The 16,865-nt window shown below is 37.5% G+C and carries 19 protein-coding genes; 5 read left to right on the top strand and 14 right to left on the bottom strand.

The genetic code is table 11. The features are described 5' to 3' along the window. Nucleotides 1-97 precede the first annotated feature (97 nt). Nucleotides 98-1,333, top strand: a complete 1,236-nt coding sequence (locus tag TE34_RS00765) for an IS256 family transposase (RefSeq protein WP_047982902.1) — start codon at nt 98-100, stop codon at nt 1,331-1,333. A 325-nt stretch (nt 1,334-1,658) separates the two neighbouring features. On the opposite strand, the gene TE34_RS00760 is transcribed toward TE34_RS00765, so the two are convergent. The 9 genes from TE34_RS00760 to TE34_RS00720 all read right to left on the bottom strand — a co-directional run bounded on the left by TE34_RS00760 (nt 1,659) and on the right by TE34_RS00720 (nt 11,154). Next, nucleotides 1,659-2,498, bottom strand: a complete 840-nt coding sequence (locus TE34_RS00760) for a P-loop NTPase family protein (protein ID WP_047982901.1) — start codon at nt 2,496-2,498, stop codon at nt 1,659-1,661. Between the two features lie 361 nt (nt 2,499-2,859). Beyond that, nucleotides 2,860-3,717: an agmatinase gene (gene speB / locus TE34_RS00755; RefSeq protein ID WP_047982900.1), complete on the bottom strand. Its 858-nt coding sequence runs from the start codon at nt 3,715-3,717 to the stop codon at nt 2,860-2,862. Beyond that, on the bottom strand, nt 3,710-4,564 hold the full coding sequence (speE, locus tag TE34_RS00750) for a polyamine aminopropyltransferase (RefSeq protein ID WP_047982899.1): 855 nt from the start codon (nt 4,562-4,564) through the stop codon (nt 3,710-3,712). Before speE ends, speB begins: the two co-directional genes overlap by 8 nt. Further along, nucleotides 4,564-4,995 (bottom strand): adenosylmethionine decarboxylase, encoded by a 432-nt coding sequence (gene speD / locus TE34_RS00745; RefSeq protein WP_047982898.1) that lies wholly within the window; start codon nt 4,993-4,995, stop codon nt 4,564-4,566. The genes speE and speD overlap by 1 nt, the downstream gene beginning before the upstream one ends. Next, complete coding sequence (locus TE34_RS00740; RefSeq protein ID WP_047982897.1) at nt 4,992-6,491, bottom strand: aminotransferase class I/II-fold pyridoxal phosphate-dependent enzyme; 1,500 nt, start codon at nt 6,489-6,491, stop codon at nt 4,992-4,994. The genes speD and TE34_RS00740 overlap by 4 nt, the downstream gene beginning before the upstream one ends. Then, nucleotides 6,491-7,681: a methionine adenosyltransferase gene (metK, locus tag TE34_RS00735; protein ID WP_157037554.1), complete on the bottom strand. Its 1,191-nt coding sequence runs from the start codon at nt 7,679-7,681 to the stop codon at nt 6,491-6,493. The genes TE34_RS00740 and metK overlap by 1 nt, the downstream gene beginning before the upstream one ends. A gap of 340 nt (nt 7,682-8,021) precedes the next feature. Then, nucleotides 8,022-9,065 carry an ABC transporter permease gene (locus tag TE34_RS00730; RefSeq protein ID WP_084710577.1) on the bottom strand — a complete coding sequence of 348 codons (1,044 nt, stop codon included), beginning with the start codon at nt 9,063-9,065 and terminating at the stop codon, nt 8,022-8,024. Next, the gene (locus TE34_RS00725; protein ID WP_047982895.1) at nt 9,040-10,008 is read right to left on the bottom strand and encodes an ABC transporter ATP-binding protein; all 969 of its coding nucleotides are present in this window, start codon (nt 10,006-10,008) and stop codon (nt 9,040-9,042) included. The genes TE34_RS00730 and TE34_RS00725 overlap by 26 nt, the downstream gene beginning before the upstream one ends. 3 nt (nt 10,009-10,011) lie before the next feature. Continuing rightward, on the bottom strand, nt 10,012-11,154 hold the full coding sequence (locus TE34_RS00720) for a COG1470 family protein (protein WP_047982894.1): 1,143 nt from the start codon (nt 11,152-11,154) through the stop codon (nt 10,012-10,014). A 134-nt stretch (nt 11,155-11,288) separates the two neighbouring features. On the opposite strand from TE34_RS00720, the gene TE34_RS00715 reads away from it, so the two are divergent. Both TE34_RS00715 and TE34_RS00710 read left to right on the top strand, forming a co-directional pair. Continuing rightward, the gene (locus TE34_RS00715) at nt 11,289-11,852 is read left to right on the top strand and encodes an RNA polymerase sigma factor (protein WP_047982893.1); all 564 of its coding nucleotides are present in this window, start codon (nt 11,289-11,291) and stop codon (nt 11,850-11,852) included. Nucleotides 11,853-11,857: 5 nt separating this feature from the next. Beyond that, nucleotides 11,858-12,574 (top strand): anti-sigma factor, encoded by a 717-nt coding sequence (locus TE34_RS00710; RefSeq protein WP_047982892.1) that lies wholly within the window; start codon nt 11,858-11,860, stop codon nt 12,572-12,574. A gap of 46 nt (nt 12,575-12,620) precedes the next feature. Here the strand turns inward: TE34_RS00710 and TE34_RS00705 are convergent, their stop codons facing one another. From TE34_RS00705 to map, 3 genes are all read right to left on the bottom strand, one after another. Continuing rightward, nucleotides 12,621-12,920 (bottom strand): AzlD domain-containing protein, encoded by a 300-nt coding sequence (locus TE34_RS00705; RefSeq protein WP_047982891.1) that lies wholly within the window; start codon nt 12,918-12,920, stop codon nt 12,621-12,623. Then, entirely contained in the window at nt 12,917-13,645 is a 729-nt protein-coding gene (locus TE34_RS00700; RefSeq protein WP_047982890.1) for an AzlC family ABC transporter permease, read from the bottom strand. Before TE34_RS00700 ends, TE34_RS00705 begins: the two co-directional genes overlap by 4 nt. A gap of 140 nt (nt 13,646-13,785) precedes the next feature. Then, a complete protein-coding gene (map, locus tag TE34_RS00695) occupies nt 13,786-14,538 on the bottom strand; it encodes a type I methionyl aminopeptidase (protein WP_047982889.1) in 753 nt (250 codons plus the stop codon). 218 nt (nt 14,539-14,756) lie between these two features. On the opposite strand from map, the gene TE34_RS21300 reads away from it, so the two are divergent. Both TE34_RS21300 and TE34_RS21295 read left to right on the top strand, forming a co-directional pair. After that, complete coding sequence (locus tag TE34_RS21300) at nt 14,757-14,909, top strand: YjcZ family sporulation protein (RefSeq protein ID WP_084710575.1); 153 nt, start codon at nt 14,757-14,759, stop codon at nt 14,907-14,909. Nucleotides 14,910-14,954: 45 nt separating this feature from the next. After that, nucleotides 14,955-15,053 (top strand): YjcZ family sporulation protein, encoded by a 99-nt coding sequence (locus TE34_RS21295; RefSeq protein WP_084710574.1) that lies wholly within the window; start codon nt 14,955-14,957, stop codon nt 15,051-15,053. Nucleotides 15,054-15,102: 49 nt separating this feature from the next. Here TE34_RS21295 and TE34_RS00690 read toward each other — a convergent pair whose 3' ends face one another. Continuing rightward, nucleotides 15,103-15,861, bottom strand: coding sequence for a (S)-benzoin forming benzil reductase (locus TE34_RS00690; protein WP_047982888.1), 759 nt, complete (start codon nt 15,859-15,861; stop codon nt 15,103-15,105). Between the two features lie 18 nt (nt 15,862-15,879). Beyond that, on the bottom strand, nt 15,880-16,860 hold the full coding sequence (locus TE34_RS00685) for a phosphotransferase enzyme family protein (RefSeq protein ID WP_047982887.1): 981 nt from the start codon (nt 16,858-16,860) through the stop codon (nt 15,880-15,882). Between the last annotated feature and the right edge of the window lie 5 nt (nt 16,861-16,865).

Genomic DNA, 16,865 nt, shown 5'->3' with positions numbered 1-16,865 from the left:
TATAAACTGTGTAAGTAAGAGAGCGTACGGCTCTTACTTCGCAGTTTATTTTTTTATTGTTAAACTAATAATATATGAATTGGGGGAGTTGTTTCTAATGGCAAAATCTAAACGTGATCCACAATCAGTAGAGTTAGCTAATAGAATAATAGAACAATACCAACCAGAGTCCGTACAAGACATGCAGAATGCACTGAAAGACATATTTGGTCCTATGTTTGAAGCTATGTTAAAAGGAGAAATGAATCATCATCTAGGATATGATTCAAACGATAAAAGGGAAAAGGAAACAGAAAATAGACGTAATGGATATGGGAAGAAAACCCTGAATACAAGTGCTGGTGAGGTGGAAATTGACGTACCACGTGACCGTGATGGCTCTTTTGAACCTCAAATCATCCCTAAACGTAAAAAAGATGTTTCTGAGATTGAGGATAAGGTTATTGCCATGTATGCAAGAGGTATGTCCCAGCGTGACATTTCTTCTACCATTGAAGACATTTATGGCTTTTCTGTATCGCATGAAATGGTATCTGATATCACAGACACCGTGCTGCCTGACTTAGAAGAGTGGCAAAGTCGTCCTTTAAATGAATGTTATCCTTTTGTTTTTGTGGACTGCATGTACACAACCATTCGCAATCAATATGAAACTAAGAAGTATGCCGTCTACACCATCTTAGGCTATACAATGGAAGGCAATAAAGACATTCTTGGTCTATGGCTCAATGAAACAGAAAGCAAACATAAATGGATGCAGATTTTTGATGAGATTAAGGCTAGAGGTGTTGAAGATATCTTCTTTATTTCCATGGATGGAGTATCCGGTTTGGAGGAAGGAGCTCGTTCCATTTTTCCGGATGTCATTGTCCAAAGGTGTATTGTACACTTAATCAGGAATTCCATTAAATACGTTCCAAGCAAGGATTATAAAGCCTTCACATCCTCCTTACGAAAGGTGTATGGAGCACAAAGTTTAAAGGCTTGTCAGAGCGCTTTTGAATCCTTTAAACAACAATGGTCTGCCTATCCAGGAGGTATTGATGTCTGGGAACGTAACTTTGAACACGTGGAACAATTATATGACTATGGTAGTGCTGTCCGTAAAATCATGTATACGACTAACGCAGTGGAAAGCATCCACTCCAGCTTCAGAAAAGTAACGAAAAAAGGAGCATTCCCTAACGAGAACGCTCTACTTAAAGTTCTATACTTACGAGTGAGAGAATTAGAAAACAAATGGGAAGGCGGTCATATCCAAAACTGGTCTTTAGCCATGAACCAGTTATTAATGGATGATCGATTAAAGGATAGGGTCCTCAAATATATTTGAGTGTGTACTATAACTTACACACTTTATTTGACAAACCCTCCCCACTTGGATAATCATTCCAATTATGCCGAAAGAGGTCGGGACATAAGTACTCCTCTCAAAGGTAAAACCGAACATTTTTGTTACTGCATATAACACGCCCCGGAAATATACTGCGCTTTCCGTGGGCGGCTGGTGAGCCTCCTCAGAGCTATGGCTCTTGCGGGGTCTCACCGAAGCCTATCCTCCCACAGGAGTCTCCGTATATTTCCGAGGCTAATCTAGTATTTGTTCGTCTTTTACTACCCTCGATTTAGTTATGTCCCAACCTCTTTCCTATTTTCAACTAGATACTTTGTAGCATCGCTAATAATTTCTGCTTATAAACGTCCATATCATAACTTGAATTGTTTACTTTGAACTTATTTATATTTAATTTATTAAATATTTCTGTTTCAAGTTTGTGTCTTTCCCTTAGAACGTTTATAGTTCCTTCTAACCCTTCATATTTCTGTTCCTTTCCAAAACCTTGTTTTGTATAGTATTCTACGAACCCCTCATACCACTCTTTAGGTCGTTCTCTAATAGCTTTTTTAAAAGAATAATCTAAATCATCTTGTTCCACATAAATTACTGTAGGGTGTAGTTTTTCTATTATTTCTTCTAACTCTAAAACATAATCTATTACTTTCTCCCTTGTTGCATTATATTTCACCATACCTATTGTTACTGGATTTTGGATAAAACAACACTCAAATATGTACACTTTATTACCTTGAAAGGCTTGACGAGCAAAATCAGCCCACTTTTTTGTAATCAATTCGATATTTTTATCTAATGGAAGTTCATAAATATCACGCTCAAATACGCTGGTAAGTAGAGCATCCGGTAACACTATCCCTGAATCATATTTCATTTTTCCATATGGCAATAGATATTCACCATCTTTTACCGTTATATGATTTTTAATTGTATTCTCTAAATCACCATGTTGTAATAAAAGTCGCTCATACTCTTCTTTCGTAAAACAAGCTACGCTATCATAATCAGCAGGATGATTTAAATCCCCTTCTAAATACAATTCAGCATCCACATTCATTTCTACTAAAGAATCATATACAAGTTTTGCCGTGGTTGATTTTCCAAATCCCGGTAAACCTTCAATTAGGATTAATTTTGTTTTCATAAAATTTCCCCCTCATATATTCGCTAAATACTAATGTAAAGAAATACTTATTAGAGCAACATAAAAATCCCCTTTCTAAAATTTAGAGAGGGGATTAGTGAATAATATGCCATACTCGAAATCCAAAATATCAATTTGGTAGAATTCCTATTAATTGATATTTAGATTCTATTAATCGTCCAAACGGCATACTAATCCCTTGTCTCTAAAATAATTTGACTACCTAATCAAATTTTTCTTAAGACACCAGATTAGTTATCCATTTGGTAGGAAATACCTCCGTTCAATACGTTATACATTAAAGTATAAGGAACAGCATTACTTATATCAACCTATTTTTTGTTCACCACTAAGACTTCATTTAATCGACCAGCGTTAGTAACATTTCTCGGACTGTCTTACATGCCATCGCTGTTGAAGCACCAGAAGAATCATATGGGGGAGAAAGCTCCACTACATCAGCAGCAACAAGATTGTTTAGTTTTTGTAGTTGTTTTATGGCATCTAACAGCTCTCGATAGGTTATACCACCTGGTTCTGGGGTTCCAGTTCCAGGAAAAACACCTGGATCTAATACATCTAAATCAATAGTGACATATACCGGTTCATCTTTAAGCTCGAGGATCTTTTCCTTCAACGTATTTAGTGAAAATGGCTCCAAATACGTGTGTTTCTTCGCCCACTCAAATTCTTCTCTCATACCAGAACGGATACCGAATTGAAAAATTCTTCCGTTCCCAAGAAAATCATGACTACGGCGAATCACGGAGGCATGGGATAGCTTTTCACCTAGATAATCATCACGAAGATCAGTGTGTGCATCAATGTGAATTAGACGTAAATTTGGGTATTTTTCATAAGCAGCCTGGATGGTAGGTAAACTTACTAGATGTTCTCCACCAACCATTAAGAATTTCTTCCCATCGTTTAATACTTTCTGACTGTATTCGTGGATTAATTCAAGGGCTTTCTTCGTATTTCCAAATGGTAATTCCAAATCTCCACCATCATAGATAGAAGCATCTTCCAAATCCTTATCTAGGTATGGAGAATACGTTTCTAATCCAAAGGAATCGGTTCGAATTGCTTGCATTGCAAAACGAGTACCCGGCCTGAAGCTTGTCGTTCCATCGAACGGTATACCAAATAGAACGACATTCGCTTCCTCATAAGTTTTTTCACAACCGATAAACGTGCTTATATTTAGCTGTTTATTCATCACTTTCCAGCGCCTCCTTTACATAAGAAGGCAATTTAAATGCACCTACATGTAAATCCGTGTTATAGTATTTCGTCTTCAGACCAAATCGTTCCCAAGCTTCTGCATTGATATCTTTAATTGGGTCATAAGTCTTTGATGCAAAGCCAAACAGCCAATGCCCAGATGGATAGGTTGGCATATGATATTGGTAGACATTGGTGATAGGAAAGATAGCTTTGATTTTTTTACGTGCTTTTTTCATATTTTCCGCATATTCCTCAAAATAAGGTGATTCATGTTGGTTAATCAAAATACCATCCTGATTTAATACACGATAACACTCTTGGTAAAAGGCAGTCGTAAATAATCCTTCCCCTACTGAAATAGGGTCTGTCGAATCAACTAGGATGAGATCAAAAGAAGCGTCAGGGGCATTTTTTACATATGCCAAGCCATCTTCAAAACGAAGCTCCATACGGCTATCTTCTTCGACTCCACTAGCAGTTACTGGTAAATATTCCTGACATAAACGAAAGACACGTTCATCAATTTCTACCATCACCACTTCTTCAACTGATGGGTAACGTAGTACTTCACGTGCAGTTCCCCCATCCCCACCACCAATAATTAATACTTTCTTTATTTTAGGGTTCGTTGCAAAAGCTGGGTGGACAATCATATCGTGATAAATAAATTCGTCCTTTTCATTAACCATCATTAATCCATCTAGCGTAAAGAAGGTACCAAACTCTTCCCCTTGATAAAAGTCAATTTGCTGGAAGGGACTTTTTTCACTGTGTAAATCTTTCTCATAAGCAATCGAGAATTTGCAGTTATCGCTCCATTGTTCCGTATACCATTTCATTACTTAACACCTTCTAGTAATGGTTTTACTTGTACCTCATCAATATCACGTTCAGCAAACTGTTTGATTTTATCCACCATGCCACGTGGTACTTCAAAGGATTCCGTTTGCTTTGCTTGTAGCTTTTCACCCAAATATTCAGCTGCTTTCCATGGGCTTACGGAATCTCCACAAGTATATACGTCAACAGAAGCATAACCATATTCAGGCCACGTATGGATTGTCAAATGTGATTCAGCTATAATCACTGCACCTGATACCCCATATGGATTGAAATGGTGGAATACCGATTCAACAATCGTAGCTCCTGAATAATCTGCAGCCTCATTCATAAATTTCTCAATCAATTTATTGTTTTCAATAATATCACTAGGACAACCATAAAACTCTATTAATACATGTCTCCCTAACGTAGCTAATTTAAAACTCATTTATCATTCTCCTTTACAACCATTATATGGTGTGCTTTCTTTGCTTCTGTTAAGACTGTTCCTATCGTTTGGCGATAGTAATGATATTGCTTCACAACATCATGTGATAAGAGCTCTCCAGGAATAACAAGTGGTATTCCGGGGGGATAAATCATTAATGTGTCAGCACTTATTCGCCCAACTGCTTCATTGATGTCAACAGACTCATGCTCTGAGTAAAAAGCTTCTCTCGGGCTAACAATTAGCTTATTAACTTGGTCAGCTGTAACATGAGTGGACATAATAACCGTTTGCTCACCGTGCTTTTCTTCAATATCCTTCAATGCATAAACAAGCTTCCCAATCGATTCTTCCGTATCAGAGGTTGTGATCACAGCCATGACAACATAGCCTTCTGCTAATTCCATTTGTATACCATAGTTTTCTTTCAAAATCGTATACACTTCAAACCCCGTTAATCCAATTCCATTAACTCGGATAACTAATTTTGTCCAGTCATAGGATTGATTAAAATGCTTCCCTACATAGGCTGGTTTTAAAATTTCCAAACGGGATTCGTGCTCAATTTGAGCAATAGCTTTTTCAACTATTGGCTTTAATTTTCGGTATCGTTCTCTTCCATGCACGGCTAACTCTCTTCTTGCAACATCTAATGAACTCATTAACAAGTAATTGGCACTAGTGGTTTGGAGCATACTTAATATTTTTTGGATAGCTTCAGGGACTATTCTATTATTCTGTAAAAGTAATAAAGAGCTTTGTGTTAGAGAACCACCTGTCTTATGCATACTGATAGTTACAGCATCTGCTCCTGCTTCAATAGGATCTTGAATTCCATTAGCTAGAAAAGGTAAATGGGCACCGTGTGCACTATCTACAATTACCGCTATTCCTTGCTTGTGCGCTAGTTGGCAAATCTCTTCTAGATCACACATCGATCCGAAATAAGTTGGATAGGTTATTAAAATGGCCCTTGCATGAGGATGTTCTTCAATCGCCTTCTTCGCGTTAAAGAGAGACACCCCATGGGATATTCCAAAATGATAATCCACCTCTGGTTGAATAAATACTGGTTTCGCACCACTTAGAATAATTCCATCCATTACGGATTTATGACCATTCCTAGGCACTAGCAAAATGTCACCAGGTTTACAGGTTGCCATAATCATTGCTTGTATACCTACCGTTGTACCATTTACTAGGAAATAAGCCTGTTCTGCTCCAAATGCATCTGCAGCTAAATTTTGTGCATCTTTTATAACCGATTGAGGATGACTTAACAAATCCAGTTCTTTCATGGAATTTACATCCATCCGTAACGTCATCTCGCCAAGAACTTGCTTTAGTGGATTCATTGCCGAGCCCATTTTATGTCCTGGTACGTCAAAAGGCGTCACATCTTGTTTTGCATATTGAACTAACCTATCAAATAAAGGGACTTCATCCTGATTCAAACGAGCAATTGGGTTCGCAACCAATTCCTTTATCTTGCTCATTATCTACCAACTCCAGCAAGCTCATAGATTGCTAATGCTTGTTTTAATTCCTCCACTTTATCCGTTCTTTCCCAAGGAACTTCTAGATCATTTCTACCAAAATGACCGTATGCCGCTACTTGCTTGAACTGTGGTTTACGTAAATCTAGCATGTCGATAATACCACCAGGTGTTAAATCAAATACTTGACGAATTGCTTTTCGCAACTGTTCTAATTCAATCGTCTCCGTTCCAAACGTATCAAGAGAAATGCTTATTGGTTCGCTAACACCAATTGCATAAGAAAGTTGAATCTCGCATCGCTTAGCTAAACCAGCTGCAACAATATTTTTTGCTACATAACGAGCAGCATAAGCAGCTGAACGGTCCACCTTCGTACAATCCTTACCAGAGAATGCGCCACCACCATGCTTAGCAGCACCGCCGTAAGTGTCAACAATAATCTTTCTACCTGTTAAACCTGCATCACCATGTGGTCCACCAACTACGAAGCGACCTGTTGGGTTAATTAGTACTCGAAAGTCCTCATTTAGACCAAAATCTCTGGCTGTTTGTTTGATGATTGTTTCCGAAACAAACATCTCAAATGCGTCTCTTATAAAATCTTCATCATGTTGAATGGACATTAAGATTGTATCAATTTTAGGTTGAGTTGGATTAGTGTAATCAATGGTTACTTGTGATTTCATATCTGGTCGAGCCCACTTAAATTCTCCGCTTTTACGCAATTGTGATGCTCGTTTCACTAATGTATGAGCCATTTCAATTGCTAATGGCATTAAGGATTCTGTCTCATTAGTTGCGTAACCAAACATGATACCTTGGTCACCAGCGCCAATCGCTTTCGTATCACTAGATGTATCAACTCCCATAGCGATATCTGGTGATTGTGTGTGTACCAGTACGTGAACATTACAAGTTCGTCCATCGATTCCAAAACGGTCATCCGTATATCCGATATCAACTAACGTTTCACGAGTAATTTTCTCTATATCTAAATTAGCTGTAGTGGTTATTTCTCCACCAACAATTACTGTATTTGTAGTAGTAAATACCTCACAAGCCACCCTTGAAAATGGGTCTTGTTTAAGCGCAGCATCTAACACTGCATCTGAAATTTGATCAGCAATTTTATCTGGATGTCCTTCAGATACAGATTCTGAAGTAAATAAAATTTTATCTGCCAATATTAATCATCCCTTCCATTTTTTGTGAATTTGGGCACAAAAAAAGCTCTCCTACAACCTAAGGAAAGCTTCGATTAATATCAGCTGCTATCCTCTTATTGTTCACAAAACTAATATTAGCTTTGCGCTCAGGTTGGGCACCCATATCTGATTATCTTAATCAAACTGGTTTGCCACCGCATCTTTGACCCCTCGTCTCAGCGGCTATTAATAAGATAGACTTTATTCATGCTGGGATTAATAATAAAGCATACCGGTAATCAAGTCAATTTCTTTTTTTGTCGAAATAGGAGAAAATTTTACCAAAAAAAGATACAGGAACATATAGATCCTGTATCTTACTTTAATTAGTACGTATCTCTTGCCTAATAAACATATAATAGGCAATCATGAAACAGATTAATGTTGCTGCTATTAGACCTGTGAGCTGTGGCCATATGAGCAATAGACTTTGGCCAAGAGGTAATGGCCCTGCAATGGCACCTACAGTTTGTTCCATTGTTAATGGGCCTAGTGTTCTTACTCCAGGTGATAATAGCGTTGTTGTAGATTCAGAGAATAAATAACTCGGTGAGAGTCGATATAAATTTAAGATTGTCTCCTGTTTATTAATTGCTTCCTCCATACTTGTAATCGACTCTGGATTCAAATAGCTCTTACTAATAAAATCGATAATCATGTTGTAGAAGATACTAAAGAATATCCATATTGCAATACCTGATAAAGCTGAAGTAGCAGCTTGTTTGAAACGTACAGAAAATAGAATTCCTAAGTTTAACCAAAATGCAATATATACAATGCACAAGACTAAGAAACACATGATCCGGATTAGCTCTTCAACAGTTAACGGTAGTCCGATAATAAGAATACCAAATGCCATTACTAAAAAACCTAGTGAAAAGAATAAGATTATGTTGATTAACAAAGCTGCCACAAATTTTGCATTAATAACATAATCCCTAGGAATTGGTTGTGACATTAGACGCGTTAGTGTTCCCTTGTTTCGTTCTGAATTGATGGCATCAAATCCTAGCGCCACACCTAATAAGGGACCTAAAAATGTTACAAATGTTATGAAGGGTGGTAATGTACCGTCTGAAGTAGTAAATAGCTTTAAGAATAAATAGGCATCCTTTGCAATTTCCTTTGCTTCATTAGATTGACTTAAGGTATCCTTGATTGTCGTAATTGCCGTGTATAAAGAACCGAGACAAGTTAGTCCGATAATCACTAATAGGATAATAATTCGCCAGCTTCTAAGGTAGTCTGTAAACTCTTTGCGTACAATTGCCGAGAAAACGGGTTGAGTTTTATTTACTGCCTCAACTTCTTTAGGCTTTCGTTTAATTTTGAAGGTGACTTTATTGATTAATTGTCGCAGGTTCATTCTTATCACGTCCTTCAAAATATAAATGATAGATTTCATCTAGACCAAAATTTTTCTTACTAATGTTGGTTAAGTTAATATCGTAAGCCATCACCTTTTTGGCTATGACTGGGGTTATGTCTTTCTTACAATAAATATCAATCACGTTCGTATCAATCTGTTCTACTCTACTTACTCCCTCTTGTTCAGTAAGTTCTTTAATCAGTGTCTGATTTATTGGTTCTGCTTCTATATGGACAATGTAAGAGTCCTGCTCAAATAGTTGACCCGCAAGTTCATCAATATTTCCTTTTGCTAATAACTCCCCTTTTACAAAAATACCGACTCGATCGCAAACCTGTTGCACTTGATGTAAGTGATGAGAAGAGAGCAAGACCGTCATATTCTTTTCTACATTTAATTCTTTAATTAACTTTAATAGTTCACGAACACCTTCTGGGTCAATTCCTAGGGTTGGTTCATCTAATATAATTACTTCTGGATTTTTGATTAACACATCAGCAAGTCCCAGACGTTGCTTCATACCACGGGAGTATTTTCCAGTCTTCTTATGAATTGCGTCTTCTAGACCAACTTGTTCTAATAGAGATAGCGCCTGTTCTTTTGCCTTATCTTTTGGGATACCATTTAGTGATGCTGTGTACATAAGATTTTCTAATCCCGTCATGTTTTGATAAAAACCTAAATCATCCGGAAGATATCCAACACGTTTTTTAACTTCCAAAGGATACTTTGTTGAATCGATCCCACATACGCGTAAGTTACCACTAGTTGGTTCGGTTAAGCCTAAAAGCATAAAGATTGTAGTTGATTTCCCTGCGCCGTTCGGGCCAAGTAAACCAAATATTTCTCCTTTCTGGATGGAAAGTGATAACCCGTTGACTGCAGGCACGTCATCATATATTTTCGTAAGCTCCTCGATCTCAATAATAGGCTCACTCACGGTTTATCTCCTCCCATATTTTCTAAAAATATAATACAAACCACCAATTACAATGACTATAATGGCTACCCCAATAAATCCCCATGCCGTTGATGTTTTGACCGACATCCGGAAGTTTGCTTCAGAGGTTGCCTCTGCTGTTTGTACACTGAATGTTGTCGCATAATCCCCTGCAATGGCATCTTTGGGAGCAGTTAACGTTGCTTTGACCGTCGTTTTTTCACCAGCCTTTAACGTTGAAATGGTAGGTTGGTCGAATTCTACTTCCCATTTAGGTGGAGTTGATCCGTTTAAATCGATCTCAGTTAAATCTACAGTCCCTGTATTCTCGACTACCAAATCAATAATCGTATCGCCGCCAGCAGTCACATCATCACTTAATAAACCATCTGGAGTAGTAAGAGTTAATCCATAAGAACCAGTAATTACTGCTTCCAATTCAATTTCACTTGCTGTAGCACCTGATTGTGCTTTTACTGGAATGGTATACGTATCCGCCTTCGCATTTTTAGCAGGGGTTATAACTACTTCAACTGTTTTCTCTTCATTTGGTTCTACTGTTACAGAGGTTACCCCTTTTCCATCTGCTTTAAATTGCGTATTCCAACCATTAGGTGCTTGTGACGTTAAGGAATAATGTTGTTGTTCTGCGGTTTGATTTTTCAATGTTGTACTATACTCGAAAGTAGAATCAGCATGTCCCTGCATATTGGGTTGCTCGGTTGTAAAATTTGTTTTGAACGTTCCTTCTTCTGTTACGTTCACCATCATCCCTAGCGAGCTAGTACTAGTTCCATCTGCCACTAAATCGAATTCATAGACCCCTTTTTCCACTTGCAAAGGCACGGTTATTACTAGACGAATAGACTCTTCTGAATTAGGTCTTATTGATAATTCTTGGATATTTGTACCACTTGCTGAAATTTGGTGCTCCCATCCCTCTGGTAAACCATTTAACTCGAATTCTACTGTTTCAATAGTCTCGCCTGAATTTATAATATCAACCGAGTACTCAATATCTTCGCCTGGTGTTACCGATAAACCTGTATATGGCGTATAGACTGAGACATCCGCATACACAGTAGAAGCCACCAATACTCCTCCCATTACTACAGTAAATAAAGACCATAAGATTTTTCTAGTCATCTGATTAGTTCCTCCTCGTTACTCTAGTTTCATACTTGATACGAGGATTTTTTAAAATTGGATTTGTTTTTTTATAATTTTTCCATACTTTTTTGCTAGGATAGTGTACAGAAAATTAATAAGGGGGAAATTTTATGGATGCTAATCGGGATGAACAGCTTCTCAAGCTCATATCCAAGGGCTCTAAAGCTGCATTCAACCAATTCTATGCAAACTATGTATCCTTTGTCCTTCAGATTGCGATTAAGGTATTAGAAGATCGGTCAGAGGCTGAGGATATATGCCATGAGGTATTCATTGAAGTATTTCAAAAACCTTTACAATATCGTCCGGATAAAGGTAGTGTGAAAGCATGGTTAGCAGTTAAGACAAAAAGCCGCTGTATTGATAGACTAAGAAAACATCAACCTATATTAGTAAATAAGTTAGAAAAGCTAGATACGGAACAAGCGATTAAACTAGAAATCCATGTATTAATGGATATTGAAAAAGAGATTCTTAAAAATGCATTACAACAACTTCCCAAGAAACAACGCGACCTAATCTATGGAGCTTATTTTGAAGGCAAAACACAGAGAGAATTAGCCGAATCCTATGGGAAACCATTAGGTACCATAAAGTCATCAATACGTTATGGACTTCAAAACTTGCGGAAACAAAAGTCCTTAGTTCAATGGGCCAGAACGGACAGGGAGTGATGTGCATGAGACATGTACCAGAAGAACAATTAGTAGATTTTGCTTTAGGTAATATATCAAAAGAGAAACGAGAAGCAGTTGAAAAACACATAAATAATTGTGACTACTGTAGACAAGAATTCCATACTTGGAATAGACTGCTTACGAAGAATGATGATTTGCAGTCTTCCATTCGTTTAAATGAACGAGTTATGGATGCTATCGACGTTCGTTCTGATCGTAAAAAAAGGAAAGTTAATAGAAAAGTAACTTATTTTGTTGCTAGTGCTGCTATTATTTTGATTGGTTTAGGATTATTTCAATCGCAACAGCCACAACCAATTGCGCAATACTCAGCTGATGAATATATTACCTCACGACATGAACATATACCAGAGCAACCCTTTATGAGTGATCCAGCAACAAGTAGATTAAATGTTGTTCCAGTTACAATGAACCGAAATATTAGTGGGGATGTTTGGTTAAATGAGGTTACTAATGAATTGATTTTGCAAGTAGATGGCTTGGAGCCGCTTCCGACACAGGATTATCAACTATGGCTTGTCCATGATGATCAAGGATGGAAAGATGAGATATTGCGCTTGGAAGATGGAAGAGTTCAAGTTTACTATAAAGGACCTAATGTAAAAACAATCCGTTTTATTAAAGTAAGTGTTGAACCTATTGGTGGAAGTGATTTACCAACCGGACCAGAAACATTATTTATTGATTTACAGCAATAAGGAGGGACAGTCCCTCTGTGAATTACTTCACAGAGGGACTGTCCCCTTACAATGTTGTTAATAGAAATACGGATAGAATTGCTCCGATAACAACAAATATAACGTTTAATCCTATATAGGCTAATGCTATAGCAACTAATCCACCGATTAATCCAATGTGGGGCTTATCTGCATTAACAGATAATACTCCAGGGAAAATAAGAGCTCCGAGGGCAGCATATGGTATAGCATTTAACCAACGGTTTACCCAATCTTTAAATTGTAATTTATCCACGATAAAGGCCGGAATAACTCTAGGAACCATGGTAACAATTGACATCCCGATTATTACTAATAGTATTGTCATTCCCGCTCCTCCTTTAATAACAAGACGCCACTAAGTCCACCAAGCACAGTACCGGCAACAATTGCCCACCCACTGCTCATAAACTGTAAACAGATGGCATTAATGAGCATTGCTATAATCGCAATCAATCCCACTCGTAGCTCTTTTTTGACAGAAGGAACTAATAGCCCGATAAACATTGCATAAAGTGCAATTCCCATACTTTGACTTAATGCCTCTGGGATAATTTCACCTAATACCCCACCAAGAAAAGACCCCATCACCCATGAGAGGTAGGCAATTAAGGTAAGCGCTGCATAGAATAAGAATCCTTTTTCTTCTTTCGCTTCTTTCGTATGTAAGGAAGAAACAGCAAACGTCTCATCTGTTAACCCTAGTGAAAGAGGAACTTTCCATTTCATAGCAACAGGGCGCATACGATTCATAAAAGATAAACTCATTACAAAATGCCGAAAATTTAATACAAAAGTGGCAATAATTATTTCAACAGCACCTGCACCAAGTGCAATCATATTGGCACCCATAAATTGACTGGCTCCAGCAAACACTAGAACACTCATTAACGTTAATTCAGTAAGTGTCATACCAGCCTGCTTTGCTAATACACCATAGGTTATCGCAATCGGAATATACCCAAGCATAATTGGAAAGCCGACAGTCAGTCCACGTTTGATCATGGCTATGGATGGTGATGCTACATTTTTATTTACGTCGACAGACTCCATTCCAACTCTCCCCCAGTTAAATTTCTACTATTATAACTGATATTTCAAAACCTGGAAACTGAATTAGCTTTATTTTTTATTTTTAGTAGTTTTTATACATAAGAAAAGGAATCTGCATTCATACAGATTCCTTACAGTAATTACTTATCTTGCTCTGTTAAAATAATAGGATCTCCCTCTGTTATCACTATTGTATGCTCGTATTGTGCGGAGCGACCTCCATCAATTGTTCTAGCAGTCCAATTGTTGCCATCCAATTTACTACGCCAATCTCCTTCATTTAACATCGGCTCAATCGTGATAACCATTCCTGGCTTTAATCGAAGTCCTTTATTCGGTAAACCGAAATGTGGTACATGTGGATCCTCATGAATCGTTGGTCCGATGCCATGACCCGTAAAGTCACGTACAACAGCGAATCCCTCTGCCTCAGCATACGTTTGGATGGCGTGCCCTATATCCCCAATACGGTTACCTGCTTTCGCCTGTTCAATACCAACATATAATGATTTTTTCGTTACTTCCATTAAACGTTGACCTTTTTCATCTACATTTCCTACCGCATATGTCCAAGCAGAATCTGCTAACCCTCCATCAAGATTAACAACCATATCTATGGTTACAATATCGCCATCTTGAAGTTTGTCCTCTCTTGGAAAGCCATGGCAAATCTCATCATTAATTGATGCACAAGTGGCGTACGGAAATCCGTTATACCCTTTTTGTTCTGGTGTAGCACCGTGTTTCTCTAAGAACCGATCGACGAATGTATCAATTTCCAAAGTACTTATACCAGGTTTAATCATTTTACCGATTTCTTTATGAATTTGTACTAATAAATCGGCAGCTTTTTGCATTTGCTCAATTTCTCGCTTACTTTTTCTCGTAATCATGTAATCGTCCTTTCTATATATCAGCACGTGCTGTTATCCTATATTTCCATTTCCCTAGTGTACCACACTTTTTAATCACTTTCATTACAACAAGTATATGAAAAAACACCTAGTTAGTTGCTCAGGTAATCCCCCCAATTTTACAACTTGGATACCGTACATCCGCCCTGTCACTAGAGTAAATGACACATACATTGTAATAGAGGAGGTGGCAATAGATGAGTAAAGAACATGGAGCTGGAAAAGGCTTTGCTTTGATTGTTGTTCTGTTTATCTTGTTAATCATAGTTGGTGCTAGTGGATATAACAATGGTGGTGGCTATGGTTATAACAATGGCGGCTATGGATATGGTGGCGGTGGCTGGTATTAATCATACCGCTACCCAGATTTAATTTTCTATATAGGAGGTGATACGATGGGACGCGGATTTGAAGGTGGATTTGCTTTAATCGTTGTGCTATTCATCCTGCTAATTATTGTTGGTGCAGGTGGATATAACAGAGGTTACTATTAATATAAAATGAGGATAGCTTAAGGGCAATGAAACCCTTAAGCTATCCTTTTTACGTGTATTCATTTACGGAATATATTTTTCCATTTTCAATACTTGCTTCATCATTCAAGATATCAATCAGAATACCGCCGACCGTATCGGTGTCTCGTAATTGCTTATTCTCTTTAAATCCTTTGAACCTTTCTATTTCATGAAAAGCTTCTTTCGTGCTAGATCGGATTGTTTGTTGCATCTTTGTATCCATTAATCCAGGATTAAAGGCAATTATTTTATGACCTGTTTTTAGTGTGTTTTGCTCAAGAGCTGCCGTTATTGTATACATATTTATGCTAGCCTTGGAACTACAATAAGCACCCCATCCGTAAATTGGTCGCTCTGCCGCACCCGATGTTATGTTAACACAGATAAAGGTTGTATCTGACATACTAGCATAATGAAGCATTTGATTCATCAGTATGATTGGTGCAACAACATTAAGCTGATAGTGATAATTAAGTGCTTGACTATCAATCTGACTAACTTGATTAATTGGATCGATGACAGCTGCATTATTGATTAAATATAATAGGGAAGGATCGTATTGGTTGATATCCCCTTTTATTTGTTCTAGCATCCCATCTAATTCCTTACTGTTTCCTAAGTCGCAAGGGTAATGATGATAGCTAACATTATTGTTCGCTGCAATTTTTTCTAGACGTTTGTTACTATTTCTTGAAATACCAAAAACATGAATCCCAGACTCTAGAAAAAGCTTCGCAATAGATTCCCCTAACCCTCTGGAAACCCCCGTAATTAGAGCAATTTTCATTAACAAAAACCTCTTCTCTTAGTTGATTGATACAATTGGTGTATTTTGTTCAATCCGATGTTTAATTTGATTCATTCTACGCTCCAAATTCTCATTTCTGTCCTCTGGAGCAATTTTCTTATTCAATGCCGCATACAAAGTAATATCCCTGACCTGTAAAAATAGAGATAATTGTTTTTCCCAGTCCTTTGGTGGTACCATTTCCTGAGTATACCCATTCATAAATGCTTCGAGAAATTGGTTTGCAAATCTTACCTTCTCTTCTTCATTCGAATCCTCAGGAAATAAGGCATAACAAGAGTAGTAAAGTGGAATTGCAATATCTGATACAAGCCAGAAATAACACGCATCATCAAAGTCAAAAATATGAATTTCACGGCCGTCGTAAAAGAAATTTCCATTATGCACATCATTGTGTATTAGGGCAAAATCTTGTTTCGGAAGCTGATTTAATGTACGAATGATTTGTCTTGTTTGTTCTATGACAGCAGCTTCCTTTGGCACATATTTTTCTATCTCAAATAAATCATCTTCATACCAATGCTTACGAGTTTCTATAGCAGGTTTGTATTCTGCAGTTAAACGATGAAGCTTCCCTATTTCTTTTCCCCAACTATGGAAAAGTTCTTCATTAAATTTAGTGTCATTTGCTCGTACTTGCTCCCCTTCAACCTTTGAGAAAAGACAAGCAAAAAACACCGTATTATCTTCGGCAATTTGTTTTTCCACTAGGTTTTTATGTATGGACTCAAATACCTCTGGAACATTTGCACCTTGTTGATGCAGATAATTTAGCCACGCGATTTCACCTTGAATTTCATCTTCACTACGATGAGAGCTATGTGTAATTCTTAATATTGCACTTCTATCCCCTTGCTTTACCTGATACACGTAGTTTTCAAAGTCCCCTAGCAGTTTATACTCTTTGTCCAGATTGTATGCAAGCAGAAATCCTTCTAATATAGACGGCATAAATACTTGATCTACGGCTTTCTCCATAACCT

The sequence above is a fragment of the Ornithinibacillus californiensis genome, assembly GCF_001038485.1.
GTDB classification, from domain to species: Bacteria; Bacillota; Bacilli; order Bacillales; family Amphibacillaceae; genus Ornithinibacillus; species Ornithinibacillus californiensis.
This window is presented reverse-complemented; position numbering and strand designations above follow the sequence as displayed.